Here is a 15,189-nt window from a genome sequence, read left to right as displayed (position 1 = left end):
GGGTCGCTCCGTCATGCCGTGAGGATCCTGCTGTCGCCGCGGTCGCTGACGACGACCTTGAGCCCGGTCGGCAGCCGCTCGCGCATCGCGTCGACGTGGCTGATCAGGCCGATCGTGCGCCCGCCGGAGCGGAGCGCGTCGAGGGTGCCGAGCGCGGTCTCGAGAGTCTCGGCGTCGAGTGAGCCGAAGCCCTCGTCGATGAACATCGTCTCGAGCGAGACACCGCCCGACTGCATGGTGACCACGTCCGCCAGCCCGAGGGCGAGGGCGAGCGAGGCGAGGAACGTCTCGCCGCCCGAGAGCGACGCGGGCTGCCGGCGGGCGCCGGTGAAGGCGTCGAGCACGTCGATCCCGAGACCGGAGGCGGCGCCGCGGTAGGCGAGCGAGTCGTCGTGCACGAGGGCGTAGCGGCCGCTGGTCATCGCGTTCAGCCGCAGGTTCGCGGCGGCGACGATCTCCTCGAGCCGGCCCGCCAGGGCGAAGGCCTCGAGGTCCATCCGGCGGGTGTTCTGCCCGCGGCCGTCGATCGTCTCGGCGAGGGCGCGCAGCTCCTCGTGCCGGCGCAGTCGCTCGTCGAGGGTGACCAGGCGCTCCTCGGCCCGGCCGGCGAGCTCGGCGAGCCGGGCGGCGCGGTGCTCGAGCACCGAGTGCCGCGAGCGGGCCTCGTCGCGGCGGGCGGAGGCGGTGCGCGCCTCCTCCTCGGCCGCGGCGAGATCGACGGGGGCGGTCGGCAGACCCGCGAGCTCGGGGTCGGCCAGCACCGAGTCGACGGCGCTGCGGCGGCGCTCGTGCTCGGCGACGACGGCCTCGGCGCGGGCGCGCTCACCGGAGGTGAGGGCGGCGGACTCGGCGTCGTCGGTGCTCGCGAAGCCGCGATCGGCGACCACCTCCGCGAGCTGGGCCTCGGCCGCGGCGGCGGCCTCGCGGCGGGCGGTCGCCGCGTCCTCCGCCTCGACGAGCGCGTCGGCCCGGCGGCGCTGCGCGGTGATCGCGGCCACCCGCTCGGCGATGCTGACGGCGCCGTCGCGATGGGCGTCGATCCGCTCGCGCAGGAGGCGCAGCGCCTCGGCGGCGAGGGCGGCGTCGGAGCTGAGGCGCTGGTGCTCGGTGCGGGCGGTCTCGAGGGCGGCCGTCAGCTCGTCGCCCCGGACTCGGAGGGTGGACCGCTCGCGCCTCAGCTCCTCGAGCCGGGTCGCGGCGCGCTGCGACGCGGCGAGGCGCTGCTCGGCCTCGACCCGGGCGGCCCGGAGCTCCTCGGCGGTCGTGCTGCCGGCCCGCTCCTCGAGGGCGGCCAGGGCCAGCGCTCCGGCGCTCTCGGCCTCGCGCGCCGCGTCCATCGCGGCGAGGGCGCGGTCGACGGCGGTGCGCGCCTTCTCGATCTCGCCGGTGCCGACGGGCGGCAGCTCGCCGTGCTCGGCGGGGCGCGGGTGCTCGCAGGAGCCGCAGACGGGGCACGGGTCGCCGGTTACGAGGGCGCCGGCCAGCTCGCCGGCGAAGCCCGCGAAGCGGCGGGCGACCAGCTCGGCGTGCTCGGCCGCGCGGACGCCGTGCGCCCGGGCCGCCTCGGCGTGGGCGGAACGGAGGTGATCGAGCGCGGTCGCGGCCGTCGCGCGCTCGGCGGCGGCGCGGATCCGACGGTCGAGCGCGGCCAGCTCCTCCGCACGCGCCGGCAGCGCCGACGCGTCCGGGGCGAGGGCGTCCTCCTCCTCGGCGAGGGCGTCGAGCCGGGCGGGGACCCCTCGCCGCTCGCGGTCGAGCACCTCCAGCGCCGCGGCGGAGCGCTCCCGCGCGGTCACGGTGCGCTCGGCGAGGCGGACCGCCTCCGGCAGCGTGCGCTCCTCGGCGAGGGCCTCGGTCAGCGCACCGAGCGTCGCGGCCAGACGCTCGGCGGCCCGGGCGGCGGCGGCCCGGCCTGCAGGCTCGTCGAAAGCGGCAGTGAAGGCCTCGGCGGCGCTGTCGCGGCTCCGGTCGGCGGCAGCGGCCCTCTCGGCGGCCGAGCGCGCCCCCTTGAGCAGCGGTAGCACACCCTCGGCCCGGCGCGCCCGCTCGATGCGCTCGCGCTCGCGGACGACGAGCGACTCGGCCACCGCGAGCTCCTCCGCCTCGATCAGCGCGCTCCGGCGCCGGTCCTGCGCGCGCTTGACCAGGCGCGTCTCGTCCCGGGCGGTCTCCGCGGCGCGGCTCGCGGCGTCGGCCTCCGCCACCTCGTCGCGGGTGAGCGCCAGGGGCTCGTCGAGCCGGGTCACCAGGGAGCGGAACCAGGCCGCGTCGAGCACCGCCGGCAGCGGCTCCTCGTCGCCCGCGAGGCGCACGGCCTCGTCGGCCAGCGCCGTCACGACCGCGCGCTCCTCCTCGAGCGCCGCGCCGCTCTCCTGGCGCTGCTCGACGAGCCGCCGGCGCAGCAGGTCGTAGCGCTCCGTCGCGAAGAGCGTGCGGAGGAGCCGCTGCCGGTCGTCGTTCTTCGCCAGCAGGAACTCGTGGAAGCGGTTCTGCGCGAGCAGGATCACCTGCAGGAACTGGTCCTTCGTCAGGCCGACGATCCGGCCGATGTCGGCCCCCGTCTCGCGCGCGCTGGAGGAGAGCCCCCGCCACTCGCCGTCGACGTGCTCGAGCAGCGCGACCTTCGCCGCCTGCCGGGTGGTGCCGCCGCCGCGCTTGGCCGGCCGTTCGTACTCGGGCGAGCGGCGGACCCGGTAGAGCCGTCCGGCCGCCTCGAAGTCGAGCTCGGCGAAGGTCTCGTCCTCGGGGGCGCTGTGATCGCTGCGCAGGCGCGAGGCCGTGCCGTCGAAGCGCGGCACCGAGCCGTAGAGCGCGAAGCTGATCGCATCGAGGATCGTCGACTTGCCGGCGCCGGTGCGCCCGGCGATCAGGTAGATCCCCACGTCCTCCAGGCGGTCGAAGTCGATCTCCTGCTCGGCGCGGAAGGGGCCGAGGCCGGCGAAGGAGAGGCGGCGGATCCTCACCGCAGCGCCTCGGCGTCGACCAGCGCCAGCGCTTCGAGCGCGAGTGCGCGCTCCGTTTCGCTCGCTCCGTGCCCGCCGCGGACGTGCGCGAGGAAGTCGTCGATCACCTCGACGTCGCTGCGCCCGCGGATCCGCTCGGCGTACCGCCGCTCGTCGACCGCCGCGTGCGGGGGCCGGTGCTCGAGCGTCGCGCAGCCCGGGAAGCGGGACTGCAGCCGCGCCATCGCATCCAGCGGGCGGACCTCGTCCGTCAGCACGGCCGAGACCCAGTCCGGCTCGTACTCGGCGAGCGACGGGTCGCTCAGCAGCTCGTCCAGCCGTCCCTCGATCACGCTGAGCCGCCGCGGCACGGGCAGCGCCGACCAGGACACCTCGCCGAGTCCGTCGGCGCCCAGCTCGACCAGCCAGCCGCCGCGCGGCTTCGCGGCCTCGCCGAACGAGTAGTGCAGCGGAGCGCCCGAGTAGCGCACGTTCGGCAGCAGCGTCGCCCGCCCGTGGATGTGCCCGAGCGCCGCGTAGTCGGCTGCGGCGAAGTGGTCGACCGAGACGTAGTCGATCCCGCCGGCCGTGATGTCGCGCTCGACCGTGCCGGCCGGGGCGCCGACGGCGAAGCAGTGCGCCAGCACCACCCAGCGCCGCCCGGCCGCCTCGGCGTGCGCGCGGATCCGGCGCATCGCGAAGGCGAGGACGTCCTCGTGGCGGCGCAGCGACTCCTCCGGGTGCCGGTGCCGGTAGAGCGCGGGCTCGAGGTAGGGGATGCCGTAGACGCCGACCTCTCCGTGCTCGTCGCGGAGGACGACCGGCTCCGCGTACGCCTCGGGATCGGTGAGCACGTGCACGCCGGAGCCGCGCAGCAGGCCGGCCTGGAAGCCCAGGCGGGCGGGGGAGTCGTGGTTGCCGCTGGTCAGCACGACCTCGGCGCCGGCCGCGCGGATCGCCTCGAGCGTGCGGGTGAGCAGGGTGTAGTGCTCGGCCGCCGGCACCGCGGAGTCGAAGACGTCGCCGGCGATCAGGACGACGTCGACCCGCTCCGCGCGCACCGTCTCGACCAGGGCGTCGAGCACGACGCCGAGCGCGGCGACGCTCGAGTGGCCGTGGAAGGTGCGGCCGATGTGCCAGTCGGAGGTGTGCAGGAGCTTCACGACCGTCCTTTCGCGGGGTCTGCGGGTGTGCGGTGGCGCTCCCTGTCGTGCCCCTCCAGGCTACTGAGCGGCTCCGACACCGGACGCCGGCCGGGCCGCCGACGCCGGACACCTGCCGTTCACCCGCGGGTGCAGAATGGGTCGTCGGTCGATCAGAGGAGGACCCGCGTGAAGCTGCCCCGAGTGCCCTCGACCCTCCTCAACCTCGGCTCGCGCACGCGCGCCGCCGCGGAGGACACCAGCCCGATCGAGCGGATCCTCCCCGAGGAGGAGCCGGCCCGCCGGAGCACCGTCGACAACGCGATCTACCAGGACGGCCGGCGCGTCGTCTCGCCGCGCAGCATCCCCGAGGCGCTCGCCGCGCTGCAGAAGCTGCCCGACGCGATGGCCTGGATCGGCCTTTACCGCCCGACGGAGGCCGAGCTGGCCGCGCTCGAGGACGAGTTCTCGATGCACCCCCTCGCCCTCGAGGACGCGATCAGCGCCCATCAGCGCCCCAAGCTGGAGCGCTACGGCAGCGACATGTTCGTGGTGCTGCGCGCCGCGAGCTACGCGGACCAGCGCGAGGAGGTCGACTTCGGCGAGCTGCACCTCTTCGTCGGCCCGAACTTCGTCGTCACCGTCCGCCACTCCGAGAAGCCCGACCTCTCGCTGGTCCGGCGCCGGATGGAGGCCGACCCCGAGCTGCTGCGCAAGGGCCCGGTGGCGGTCCTCTACGCGATCCTCGACGCGGTCGTCGACCAGTACGCCCCGGTCGTCGCGGGCCTCGAGAACGACATCGACGAGATCGAGGCCCAGGTCTTCGAGGGGGACCCCGCCGTGTCCCGGCGCATCTACGAGCTCTCGCAGGAGGTGCTCGACTTCCAGCGCGCGACCCGCCCGCTGACCGGGATGCTCGGCCGGCTCGTCACCGACTTCGAGGTCTTCCGCGAGGACGTCGAGCTGCGCCGCTACCTCCGCGACGTCGCCGACCACGTCGCGGTGGTCGACGAGCGCGTCGAGGGCTTCCGGACGACGCTCCGCGAGATCCTCGCCGTGAACGCGACGCTCGTCGCCCAGCGCCAGAACGAGGACATGAAGAAGCTCGCGGAGGCGGGCAACCAGCAGAACGACGAGGTCAAGCGGATCTCGGCCTGGGCCGCCATCTTCTTCGCGCCGACCATGATCTCGAGCGTCTACGGCATGAACTTCGACGCGATGCCCGAGCTGCACCTGGCGTGGGGCTACCCGGCGGCGCTGGCGGCGATGGTCGCCTCGAGCGTGGTCCTGCACCGGCTCTTCAAGCGCTGGGGCTGGCTCTGAGCCGCGGTCGACGGCCGCGCGCGCTGTCAACACCCTGACGGGCCCGGCCGCCGCGCGTAGCGTCGGTCCGAGCCGCCCTCCGCGGCCCGAGTGCAGGGAGACCCGATGAAGCGAATCGACGTGCCGGCGATCGAGCGGACCTCGCTCTGGCGACAGGGCGCGGCCCCGATCCCGAACGACGCGTTCGTCCCGGGCGCGCACTACGACGACGTGATCGTGGGAGCCGGCCTCTCCGGACTCGTGACGGCGCTCCTGCTCCAGCGCAGCGGCCGCCGCGTCCTCGTCCTCGAGGCCCGCGAGGTCGGCGCGGTCGCGACCGGCAGCAGCACCGCGAAGCTCAGCCTCCTGCAGGGGACGCACCTCTCGAAGATCGCCGCCCGCAACACCCCCGCGGTCACGCAGGCCTACGTCGCCGCGAACCTCGCCGGCTTCACCTGGCTCATCGACTACCTCCGCGAGGCCGGCGTCCCCGTGCAGCGCCGCACCGCCTACAGCTACGCCCAGTCGCCCGACGGCGTGGACGCGGTGCTCCGCGAGCACGCGACGGCCCGCCGCTTCGGCCTGGCCACCCGCCTCGTCGGCGCGCTGGACACGCCGTTCCCGAGCACCGCGGCCGTGGCGCTCGACGACCAGGCGGAGTTCGACCCGATGGCGGTGCTGACGGCGCTCGCCGCCGACTTCCGCGCGGCCGGGGGAGTCCTCGTCCAGGGCGTCCGTGTGCTCGGGATGCGCGCCTCCTCGCCCGTGCGCGTGCGGACCAGTGCCGGGGAGGTGACCGGCGAGCGGGCCTACCTGCTCACCGGCACGCCGATCCTGGACCGCGGGCTGTACTTCGCGAAGCAGGTCGCGCTGCGCTCCTACGCCGTCGCCTTCCGCGGGGCCGAGTCGATCCCGGACGGCATGTACCTCTCCGTCGACGGGCCCTCGCGCTCGATCCGCGACGTGGAGCGGGACGGCGAGCGGCTGCTGCTGATCGGCGGCAACGGCCACGGGGTCGGCCAGCGCGCGCGGACTCAGGAGAGCGTCGACGACCTGATCGCCTGGACCCGCCGCTCCTTCCACGGCGCCGAGCCGATCGCGCAGTGGAGCGCGCAGGACTACGAGGCGTTCCACCGCGTGCCGTTCGTCGGCTGGCTGCCGCGCGGTCGTGGGCGGATCTTCTTCGCCTCCGGCTACGACAAGTGGGGGATGACCAACGCGGTGCAGGCGGCGCTGACGCTGGTCGGCGACTCCCGGGGCGAGACGCCGCCGTGGGCGAAGACGCTGCACCGCCGCCCGACCCTGCCCCGGGTGATGGCGGAGGGCGCCGGCGCGCTCGCTGCGGTCGGCGCCTGGTACGCCCGCGGCTACTGGTCGGCGCTGCGCGCGCCGCGCTCGGTGGACGTGGTGCCGGTGGAGGGCGAGGGCCTGCTCGCGCGCGACGGCCTCCAGCCGGTCGCCGTCTCGACCATCGAGGGCCGCCGCTGCGCGGTGTCGGCGGTCTGCCCGCACCTGGGCGGCGTGGTCACCTGGAACGACGCCGAGCGCAGCTGGGACTGCCCGCTGCACGGCTCGCGGTTCGCCGCCGACGGGACGGTGCTGGAGGGACCCGCGGTCACGCCGCTCGCGCCGGTGCGCTGACGTCGGGCGGCCTCCGGCGCCGGTCGCCCGGTAGGGTCGGCGCATGGGGGATCACACGCACATCCGACGTCCGATCGCGCCTCGACTCGCGGCCGCCGCGCTCGGCATCGCCGCCGCAGCCGCCGCTCTGACGGGCTGCACGAGCGGGGGAGGCGCCGAGGCGCAGACCCCGGCGCCGACCGTCACGGTGACGGTCGAGCCGACGGCGCGCGGCACCGTCCCGGGCGAGCAGGACACCAGCGCGTCCTACGCCTGCGGCCGGTACAGCTCGCTGCTCAGCCTCGGGTGGACGATGCAGTGGTACCACGACCGCGGCGACGTCTCCGACGAGGCCTACCAGGTGTTCCTCGAGCGGCAGGCCTTCCAGCTCCAGACGGTGCGGATGCAGAACCCGGAGCCGGACGAGACCGGAGTCTCCGCCGCCTCCTCGGGCATCCGCACCTACCTGCAGGAGTCCCAGGCGGCGGCCGGCCGATGGACGTACGACCCCTCCTCGCCGGAGTGGAGCACCCTGCAGTCCGACCTCGGCGTCGGCTGCGTCGCGGCCGGCTCGACCCTCGCCTCCTGGGCCGAGCCCGAGATGGGCGGCTGAGCGCCGGCCTGACCCTCTGCTGATGGAGCAGCCCTCGCAGCGGGCCGCCCATGCTGATCGAGCAGCCCGCATTGCGGGCCGCCCCTCTTGATCGAGTAGCCCTCGGAGCGGCCCCCCATGCTGATCGAGTAGCCCGCGGAGCGGGCGTATCGAGATCCGCTGTCGCCAGGGGTGCGGGTGATGGTGGGTCTCGATACGCCCCTGCGGGGCTACTCGACCAGCATGGAGGGTGATTCTGCGGTTGGTGGAGCAGCCCGCGGAGCGGGTCCTCATGTGACGGAGCAGCCCGCGAAGCGGCCGTTCTTGCTGATCGAGTAGCCCGCGGAGCGGGCGTATCGAGATCCGCCGTCGGCGCTACTCGGCCGAGTCGTCCTCGGAGGGCTCCGCGACCTTCCGACCGTCGGCGCCCGAGGCGTCGCCGTCCACGTGCAGGTCGGTGTCGCCGGGGATGCTGAAGTCGCTCAGCGGGTCGAGCGGCCCGTCCTCGGGAGCGTCGGAGTCGGGGGCGTCACTGGTCTCGTCGCGTGCGGTCATACCTGCACCCTACGAGCGTCCGACGAGCCGCTGCACCGCGGTCACCGGGATCGACAGCCACTCGGGGCGGTTGCGCGCCTCGTAGATCGCCTCGTAGATGGCCTTGTCGAGCTCGAAGGCGTCCAGGACGGCGCGGTGCGCGGTGACCGCGTCGCCCGCCTCCTCGGTGTAGCCCTCGAGGAAGGCGCTCCGGCTCGCCAGCGCCCAGGCGGCCCGGGAATCGCCCGGCGACGCCTGCTCGTGGGCGCCCGCAGCGTAGTCGAACGAGCGCAGCATCCCGGCCACATCGCGCAGCGCGATGTCCGGCAGCAGCCGCTCGTGCATCGGCCGCAGCGGCTCGCCCTCGAAGTCGAGGAGCACCCAGCCGCGGCCGGGCACGGCCAGCACCTGGCCGAGGTGGTAGTCGCCGTGGATGCGCTGCAGCCGCGGCCACGGGGCCTGCTCGGCCGCCTGGAAGACCGCGTCGATCGCGTCGGCGTCCTCGGCGATGACGGGCACCTCGGAGGAGGCGATCCGCAGCCGGCGGCGCATGGTCGCGATCATCCGCTGCACGACCTCGGGGGTCGCGTCCTCGGTCGGCATCACCGCGGCGAGGGTGGAGTGCACCTGCGCGGTCGCGAGGCCCAGCTCGCGGGCCGGTCCGGTGAAGTCGGTGTCGCCGGCGACGGCCTCGAGCGCGACGCGCCAGGCGTCCTCGACGCCCGGCAGGAACTCCTGCGCGAAGGCGAGGTGCCCGAACGCGCGGCCGGTCGGCTCGCCGCGGTCGTCCCACTCGCCGGTGACATTGCCGATCACGGGCGGCACGAGCGTGCTGCCCGCGGCGTTCAGTGCCGACTGCACGGTGACGTCCGGGTTCTCGCCGTGGTGCAGCGCGCGGAAGACCTTGACGATCACGGGGGTGCCGGCCGAGCCGTCCTCCGCCGTGGTCTGCACGATGATCGACGTGTTCGACTGCTCGCCGCTGAGGATCCGCGACGAGGCGAACGCGCCGATCACGGCGCCGGGCTGGCGGTGTCCCTCCGCGCGGGCGCCGCCCAGGGCGCCCTCCGCGTCGGAGGAGCCGCCGTCGGCGATCAGCTCGAAGAGCGCTCGCGCGAAGAGCGGGTCGCGGGGACCGTCGTAGACGAAGCGGGAGCCGCCGCTCTCGATCAGCGCGTCCTCGAGGCCCGCGACGGGCGCCGAGCGCACCGTCACCGGCACCTGGTAGAGCACCGGGCTCGAGCCCGCCCGGTCGATGACGAGGTGCACGACGACGTCGCCGTCGGCGCGCTCCAGCCGCCACTCGCCCCGGATCTCCAGCTCGGGGCGCCGCCCCTTGCTCGCGTACCACCGCTGATCGGCGACCCAGGCCGCGGCCCGGTCGATCGACAGTCCTGCGCTCATCTCTGCACTTCCCCTCGGTCGGCACCCCGAACCTTACGCGGCGCGATCGACGCGCCGGTGGGGCTTGCGGCGCGCCCGCCCGATCCGGAGCGGCGGCTCAGTTGCTGGTCTCCTCCGCCAGCCCGAGCACGTCGAGGATCCAGGCGTACTCGAACGCCACCTCGCGCCAGCGCTCGTAGCGCCCGCTCACGCCGCCGTGCCCGGCCGTCATCTCGATCTTGAGCAGCGCCGGCGCGCCGACCTCGCGCAGCCGCGCGACCCACTTGGCCGGCTCCACGTAGAGCACGCGCGTGTCGTTGAGGCTCGTCGTCGCGAGGATCCGCGGGTAGGCGACGCCCTCGCGCACGTTCTCGTACGGCGAGTACGACTTCATGTAGGCGTAGACCTCGGGGTCGTGCAGCGGGTCGCCCCACTCGTCCCACTCGATCACGGTCAGCGGCAGCGACGGGTCGAGGATCGAGGTCAGCGCGTCGACGAACGGCACCTGCGCCAGGATCCCGGCGAAGGCCTCCGGAGCGAGGTTCGCGACCGCGCCCATCAGCAGGCCGCCGGCCGAGCCGCCCTGCGCGACGAGGCGCTCCGGCGTGGTGAAGCCCGCCTCGACGAGGTGCCGGGCGGAGTCGACGAAATCGGTGAAGGTGGTGCGCTTGGCGAGGGTCTTGCCCTCCTCGTACCAGGAGCGCCCCATCTCGCCGCCGCCGCGGACGTGCGCGATGGCGAAGACCACGCCGCGGTCGAGCAGCGAGAGCCGCGCGATCGAGAAGCCGGGGTCGATGCTCGCCTCGTAGGAGCCGTAGCCGTAGAGCAGCAGCGGCGCGGGGGCCTCGTCGGGCGCCGCCGCGTCCTTCCGCCAGACCAGCGAGAGCGGGATGCGCGTGCCGTCCTGGGCGACCGCCCACTCGCGGCGCTGCTCGTAGCGGGCGGGGTCGTAGTCGCCGAGCACCGGCTGCTGCTTGAGCACGGTCCGCTCGCCGGTCGCGACGTCGAGGGTGAGCACCGTGGAGGGAGTGACGAACGAGGTGTAGGCGAGCCGCAGCGCGGGCTGCTCCCACTCCGGGTTGCCGGCGAGGCCGGCGTCGTACAGCGGCTCGTCGAAGACGATCTCCTCCAGGCGCGCGCCGCCGTCGCCGTCGATCAGGAGGCCGAGGCGCGTCGCCCCCGCCTCGCGGTAGGAGACGACGACGTGCCGGGCGAAGGCGTCGACGCCCTCGATCCGGCGGCCGGGGGTGTGCGGGACGAGGACGCGCCTCTCGGCCGCGCGCTCCTCGGGGGAGAGCGAGAGGTCGGCCGGCTCCTCGACGATCTCGAAGTCGAGTGCGCCGTCGTTGTGCACGATCAGCAGGCGGTCGCGGCCGTCGACGACGGCGTGGTCGACCTCGTACTCGACGCCCTCGCGGCGCGGCCAGACCGAGCGGAACTCGCCGGTCGGGTCCTCCGCGTCGAGCAGCAGGCTCTCGCTGGTGATCTTGCTGCCGATCTCGATGACGAGGAAGCGGCGGCTGCGGGTGAGCCCCACGCCGATCCAGTAGCGCTCGTCGGGCTCCGAGAAGACGACCTCGTCGGCGGTGGAGTCGGTGCCGACGGTGTGCCGCCAGATCGTGTCGGGCCGCCAGGACTCGTCGACCGTGGGGTAGAAGACGAAGCGGGCGTCCGCGCCGAAGGTGGCGCCGCCGCCGGTGCCCTCGACGACGTCGGGGAGGTCCTCGCCGGTGCTGAGGTCGCGGATGCGCAGGGTGTAGCGCTCGTCGCCCTCGACGTCGGTGCCGAAGAGCAGGAAGCGCCCGTCGCTGGAGACGTCGAAGCTGCCGAGCGAGAAGAAGTCGTGGCCCTCGGCCTCGATGTTGCCGTCGAGGACGACCTGCTCGCCCTCGAGCGGTCCGCCCTCGGCGATGGAGGGCGGGGTCCAGTCGTCCGGACCCGAGATCGGCGCGCGGCAGTGCACGCCGTACTGGCGGCCCTCGTAGGAGCGGGAGAAGTACCACCAGGCGCCCTCGCGGACGGGCACCGACAGGTCGGTCTCCTTCGTCCGGGAGCGGATCTCGTCGAAGAGGCGCTCGCGCAGCGGGGCGAGGGGAGCGAGGAGGGCGTCGGTGTAGGCGTTCTCGGCCTCGAGGTGCGCGATCACCTCGGGCTCCTCCTTCTGCCGCAGCCACTCGTACTGATCGACCACCAGATCGCCGTGGTGACGGCGTTCGAGCGGGACACGGCGGGCGACGGGGGGGACGGGCGCGGTCATCGCTCCAGCCTAGGCCGACCTCGCGCCCCGCCGCGGGCCTGCCGCCGGGAGCGCCTCCCGCGTGCGCACAATGGACCATGGCTCAGCGTGCGGACCGGACGAAGGCGGAGGCGCCGCGGCGCGTGCAGACCGAGGTGGAGCGGAAGTACGACGTCGACGCCGACACCGCCCTGCCGGAGCTCATCGGCGCGGGCACCGTCGCGACGGCACTCGCCGAGGAGCCCGTCCGCCTCTCCGCCCAGTACTTCGACACCGCCGACCGCGCGCTCTCCCGCGGCCGGATCACCCTCCGCCGCCGCGAGGGCGGCGAGGACGAGGGCTGGCACGTCAAGCTGCCCGGCTCGGCCGGCCGCACCGAGATCCACGCCCCGCTGACCGCCTCCCGCACCGTGCCGGCCGAGGTCCGGGACCCGGTGCTCGGCCACGTCGGCCGGGCGCGGCTCGAGCCGCTCGCCGCCCTCGAGACCGTCCGCTCGATCACCCGCGTCGCCGACTCCGCTGGCCGCCGCCTCGCCGAGATCGCCGACGACCTGGTCATCGCGCACGACCAGCGCTCCGGCGTCGAGCGGCGCTGGCGGGAGTGGGAGGTCGAGCTCGTCGACGTCCACGGCCCCGAGGGCGAGGCGGTGCTCGACGCGATCGAGGAGCGACTGCTCGCCGCCGGCGCCCGCCCCGCCGAGAGCGCCTCGAAGCTCGCCCGGGCCACCGGCGGCCCGATCGAGGACGGCCGCTCCGCACCCGAGGACGGCGGGGAGGCGGCGCTCGCCGCGATCCGCGAGCTCCTCACGGGTCTGCGCGCCGTCGACCCGCGGGTGCGGCTCGAGGCCGACGACGCGCTGCATCGGATGCGCCTGCACACCCGCCGCCTGCGCAGCGTCCTCGCCGCCTCCCGGTTCGTCCTGGAGCGCGACGCGCTCGATCCGCTCCGCGACGAGCTGCGCTGGCTCGCCGGCGTCCTCGGCGCCGTCCGCGACGAGGAGGTGCTCGCCGCCCGGCTCCGCACCGCCGTCGACGAGGCGGGGGAGGGGCTGCCCGCGAGGGCCGTCGGAGGCAGCTCGCTCTTCGACGCGATCGAGCGCCGGCACGCTCTCGCCCTGCAGCGGGTCGCGAAGACGCTGCGCGGTGCCCGCTACCTCGCACTCCTGGCAGCCCTCGACGCACTGCTCGCCGATCCGCCGCGGACCGCGAAGGCGGGCACGAGCGCGAAGAAGCTCGTCCGCCGCTCCCTCGCCAAGGAGGTCTCGCGCGTCGACGCGGCCCGCAAGGGCGGGGACGACCTCGAGGCCCGGCACGAGCTGCGCAAGGCCGCGAAGCGCCTCCGCTACGTCGTCGAGGCCTGGAGCGCGGTCGTCCCTTCCGCCGTCGGCGGCACGCAGCGACGGATCGCGAAGGCGGCGAAGGCCGTCGCCGACGCGCTCGGCGAGGAGCGCGACGCCCTCGCCGCCCGCGACGTGCTCCGCGCGCACGCGCTCGTGGCGGCCCGCCGCGGCGAGCCGGCGTTCGCTCTCGGGGTCGCCTCGGCCCGCGAGGAGAGCCGGTCTCAGGAGGCCGTGCGCGCCGGGGACGCGGCCCTGGAGCGGCTGCACTCCCTGTCAAGCTGAGCAGGACGGTCATCCGCACGAAACAGGCGGCGGATAATGTGAATCATGCCTTCCGTCCGTCCTCTGCCGTCTGCCCTCCTGCGTCCGCGCCATTTCGACCGGGACGACGTCGTCGTCCATGCCGGACTGTTCTCGCTGGTCAACTCGAGTACGACCCCGCAGGCGGCCTGGACCGAGGACCTGATCGCGCTCGGCGAGGTGCTCGACGAGGCCGAGTTCCCCTACCGCCTCATCCGCGGCACGAAGGGCGCGCCCTTCCTCGCGATCGACCGCTCGCTCGGCGCCGAGCTGGCCACGCTGCTCGCCCGCGCCTTCGCCACCGAGCCCTTCTACGTGAAGACCCTCGACAAGCGCGGCACCCCGCCGCTGCTCCTGGCGGAGGGAGCCATCGCTCCGTATCCGCGCGCCGCGGTCTTCTCGCTCTTCCGCCCCCGCGTCTCCTCGAGCGGCTCGCTCCGCTACGGCGCCCGCAGCGGTGTCCGCCTGGAGTTCTGGAAGGTCGGCGAGGAGGAGATCACCACTCCCGCCGAGAACGCGCTGATGCGCAGCAGCCTCCCGGTCGCCGAGGCGATCGACGCGCACGTCGAGGCCTACGGCCGCACCTGGCCGACCTTCGAGGGCATGTTCGAGCCCCTCGTCAGTGACATCCGCTTCGACGTCGACATCGTCTTCTCCTGGGTCGACGGGACGGACCTGGAGTTCCAGCGCGCCCGTGCCGCCCGGATGGCCAGCTACGTCGTGGGCGAGGGCGACGACGCCCCCGCGCGCTTCCGCCAGATCGACGAGCTCAAGTACGCCCTGCGCAGCGTCTACATGTACGCGCCGTGGGTCCGGCACATCTACATCGTCACCGACTCGCCGCGCCCGCGCTGGCTCGACGAGCATCCCGACGTCACCCTGGTCCGCAGCGAGGACCACTTCCGCGACCTCTCGGTGCTGCCCACGCACAACTCGCACGCGGTCGAGAGCCAGCTGCACCGGATCCCCGGCCTGGCCGAGCACTTCCTCTACTCGAACGACGACATGTTCTTCGGCCGCCCCGTCGACCCGTCGATCTTCTTCTCGCCCGGCGGGATCACCAAGTTCATCGAGGCGACCACCCGCATCGGCATGGGCGACTCCAACGCCTCGCGCAGCGGCTTCGAGAACGCCGCCCGGGTCAACCGTCGGCTGCTCCGCGAGCGCTTCGGCGCGATGACCACCCGCCACCTCGAGCACGCCGCCACGCCGCTCCGCAAGACCGTGATGGCCGAGCTCGAGGCCGAGTTCGAGCCGGAGTTCACCGCGACCGCCGCGAGCCGCTTCCGCTCGGCGAGCGACGTCTCCGTCACCAACTCGCTCTACCACTACTACGCGTTGATGACCGGCCGCGCGGTGGTGCAGGAGAACGCCTCGGTGAAGTACGTCGACACGACGATGCACCAGGGCCTCAAGGACATGAAGAAGCTGCTGAAGAACCGCGCCGTCGACTTCTTCTGCCTCAACGACGGCAGCTTCCCCGAGATCTCCGCGGAGGTCCGGACCCGCGCGGTGATCGACTTCCTCGAGGAGTACTACCCGATCCCGGCGCCGTGGGAGACGGTCGACTGATCATGGGCTGGGCGATCGGCGGGGGAGTCCTCGGGCTGCTGCTCGGACTCGCCAGCGCGCTCGTCTTCCCCGGCATCGGGATCGGTGCGGGCCTCGGAGTGGGGATCGCGCTCGGCGCGGCCCTCGCCTTCGCCGGCCACCTGTTCGCCCTCGACCGGGCGCGGAGCAGGCCGAAGCGCTGACGGGGAGTCCGCGCCGACGTCGGGAGCGCGCGGAGGTCCTCCGC

11 protein-coding genes are annotated in these 15,189 nt (G+C 74.3%); 6 read left to right on the top strand and 5 right to left on the bottom strand.

Annotated features, from left to right (window positions below; translation table 11 throughout):
• Positions 1-11: 11 nt before the first annotated feature.
• Both HQQ86_RS21915 and HQQ86_RS02000 read right to left on the bottom strand, forming a co-directional pair.
• Entirely contained in the window at positions 12-2,963 is a 2,952-nt protein-coding gene (locus HQQ86_RS21915) for an AAA family ATPase (RefSeq protein ID WP_173286063.1), read from the bottom strand.
• Positions 2,960-4,105, bottom strand: a complete 1,146-nt coding sequence (locus HQQ86_RS02000) for an exonuclease SbcCD subunit D (protein ID WP_173286062.1) — start codon at positions 4,103-4,105, stop codon at positions 2,960-2,962. The genes HQQ86_RS21915 and HQQ86_RS02000 overlap by 4 nt, the downstream gene beginning before the upstream one ends.
• A 246-nt stretch (positions 4,106-4,351) precedes the next feature.
• On the opposite strand from HQQ86_RS02000, the gene HQQ86_RS01995 reads away from it, so the two are divergent.
• The 3 genes from HQQ86_RS01995 to HQQ86_RS01985 all read left to right on the top strand — a co-directional run bounded on the left by HQQ86_RS01995 (position 4,352) and on the right by HQQ86_RS01985 (position 7,619).
• A complete protein-coding gene (locus tag HQQ86_RS01995) occupies positions 4,352-5,407 on the top strand; it encodes a magnesium and cobalt transport protein CorA (RefSeq protein WP_320527605.1) in 1,056 nt (351 codons plus the stop codon).
• 105 nt (positions 5,408-5,512) lie between these two features.
• Positions 5,513-7,027, top strand: coding sequence for an FAD-dependent oxidoreductase (locus HQQ86_RS01990; protein ID WP_173286061.1), 1,515 nt, complete (start codon positions 5,513-5,515; stop codon positions 7,025-7,027).
• A 43-nt stretch (positions 7,028-7,070) separates the two neighbouring features.
• Positions 7,071-7,619, top strand: coding sequence for a hypothetical protein (locus HQQ86_RS01985; RefSeq protein WP_173286059.1), 549 nt, complete (start codon positions 7,071-7,073; stop codon positions 7,617-7,619).
• A 354-nt stretch (positions 7,620-7,973) separates the two neighbouring features.
• Here HQQ86_RS01985 and HQQ86_RS01980 read toward each other — a convergent pair whose 3' ends face one another.
• From HQQ86_RS01980 to HQQ86_RS01970, 3 genes are all read right to left on the bottom strand, one after another.
• Positions 7,974-8,153 carry a hypothetical protein gene (locus tag HQQ86_RS01980; protein ID WP_173286057.1) on the bottom strand — a complete coding sequence of 60 codons (180 nt, stop codon included), beginning with the start codon at positions 8,151-8,153 and terminating at the stop codon, positions 7,974-7,976.
• A gap of 9 nt (positions 8,154-8,162) precedes the next feature.
• Positions 8,163-9,536 carry a phosphotransferase gene (locus tag HQQ86_RS01975; protein WP_173286055.1) on the bottom strand — a complete coding sequence of 458 codons (1,374 nt, stop codon included), beginning with the start codon at positions 9,534-9,536 and terminating at the stop codon, positions 8,163-8,165.
• Positions 9,537-9,633: 97 nt separating this feature from the next.
• Positions 9,634-11,772, bottom strand: a complete 2,139-nt coding sequence (locus tag HQQ86_RS01970; protein ID WP_173286053.1) for a S9 family peptidase — start codon at positions 11,770-11,772, stop codon at positions 9,634-9,636.
• A 77-nt stretch (positions 11,773-11,849) separates the two neighbouring features.
• On the opposite strand from HQQ86_RS01970, the gene HQQ86_RS01965 reads away from it, so the two are divergent.
• Genes HQQ86_RS01965 through HQQ86_RS01955 form a run of 3 tightly spaced genes read left to right on the top strand, consistent with a single transcriptional unit; the run spans position 11,850 to position 15,145 of the window.
• Positions 11,850-13,373 (top strand): CYTH and CHAD domain-containing protein, encoded by a 1,524-nt coding sequence (locus tag HQQ86_RS01965; protein ID WP_173286051.1) that lies wholly within the window; start codon positions 11,850-11,852, stop codon positions 13,371-13,373.
• Between the two features lie 45 nt (positions 13,374-13,418).
• Complete coding sequence (locus tag HQQ86_RS01960; protein ID WP_173286049.1) at positions 13,419-14,963, top strand: stealth family protein; 1,545 nt, start codon at positions 13,419-13,421, stop codon at positions 14,961-14,963.
• Complete coding sequence (locus HQQ86_RS01955) at positions 14,945-15,145, top strand: hypothetical protein (protein WP_216844907.1); 201 nt, start codon at positions 14,945-14,947, stop codon at positions 15,143-15,145. Before HQQ86_RS01960 ends, HQQ86_RS01955 begins: the two co-directional genes overlap by 19 nt.
• Positions 15,146-15,189 lie beyond the last annotated feature (44 nt).

Origin of the sequence: Rathayibacter sp. VKM Ac-2857, from assembly GCF_013205025.1 — a bacterium.
Taxonomy (GTDB): Bacteria; Actinomycetota; Actinomycetes; order Actinomycetales; family Microbacteriaceae; genus Rathayibacter.
The sequence above is the reverse complement of the archived record's forward strand: the minus strand, read 5'-3'. Positions and strand labels throughout refer to the sequence as shown.

What these genes read in the sequence shown, in the direction of transcription:
- HQQ86_RS01965 (WP_173286051.1), top strand. Translation starts at nt 11,850, where the DNA reads ATGGCTCAGCGTGCGGACCGGACGAAGGCGGAGGCGCCGCGGCGCGTG.
- HQQ86_RS01960 (WP_173286049.1), top strand. Translation starts at nt 13,419, where the DNA reads ATGCCTTCCGTCCGTCCTCTGCCGTCTGCCCTCCTGCGTCCGCGCCAT.
- HQQ86_RS01985 (WP_173286059.1), top strand. Translation starts at nt 7,071, where the DNA reads ATGGGGGATCACACGCACATCCGACGTCCGATCGCGCCTCGACTCGCG.
- HQQ86_RS01990 (WP_173286061.1), top strand. Translation starts at nt 5,513, where the DNA reads ATGAAGCGAATCGACGTGCCGGCGATCGAGCGGACCTCGCTCTGGCGA.
- HQQ86_RS01975 (WP_173286055.1), bottom strand. Translation starts at nt 9,536, where the DNA reads ATGAGCGCAGGACTGTCGATCGACCGGGCCGCGGCCTGGGTCGCCGAT.
- HQQ86_RS01970 (WP_173286053.1), bottom strand. Translation starts at nt 11,772, where the DNA reads ATGACCGCGCCCGTCCCCCCCGTCGCCCGCCGTGTCCCGCTCGAACGC.
- HQQ86_RS01980 (WP_173286057.1), bottom strand. Translation starts at nt 8,153, where the DNA reads ATGACCGCACGCGACGAGACCAGTGACGCCCCCGACTCCGACGCTCCC.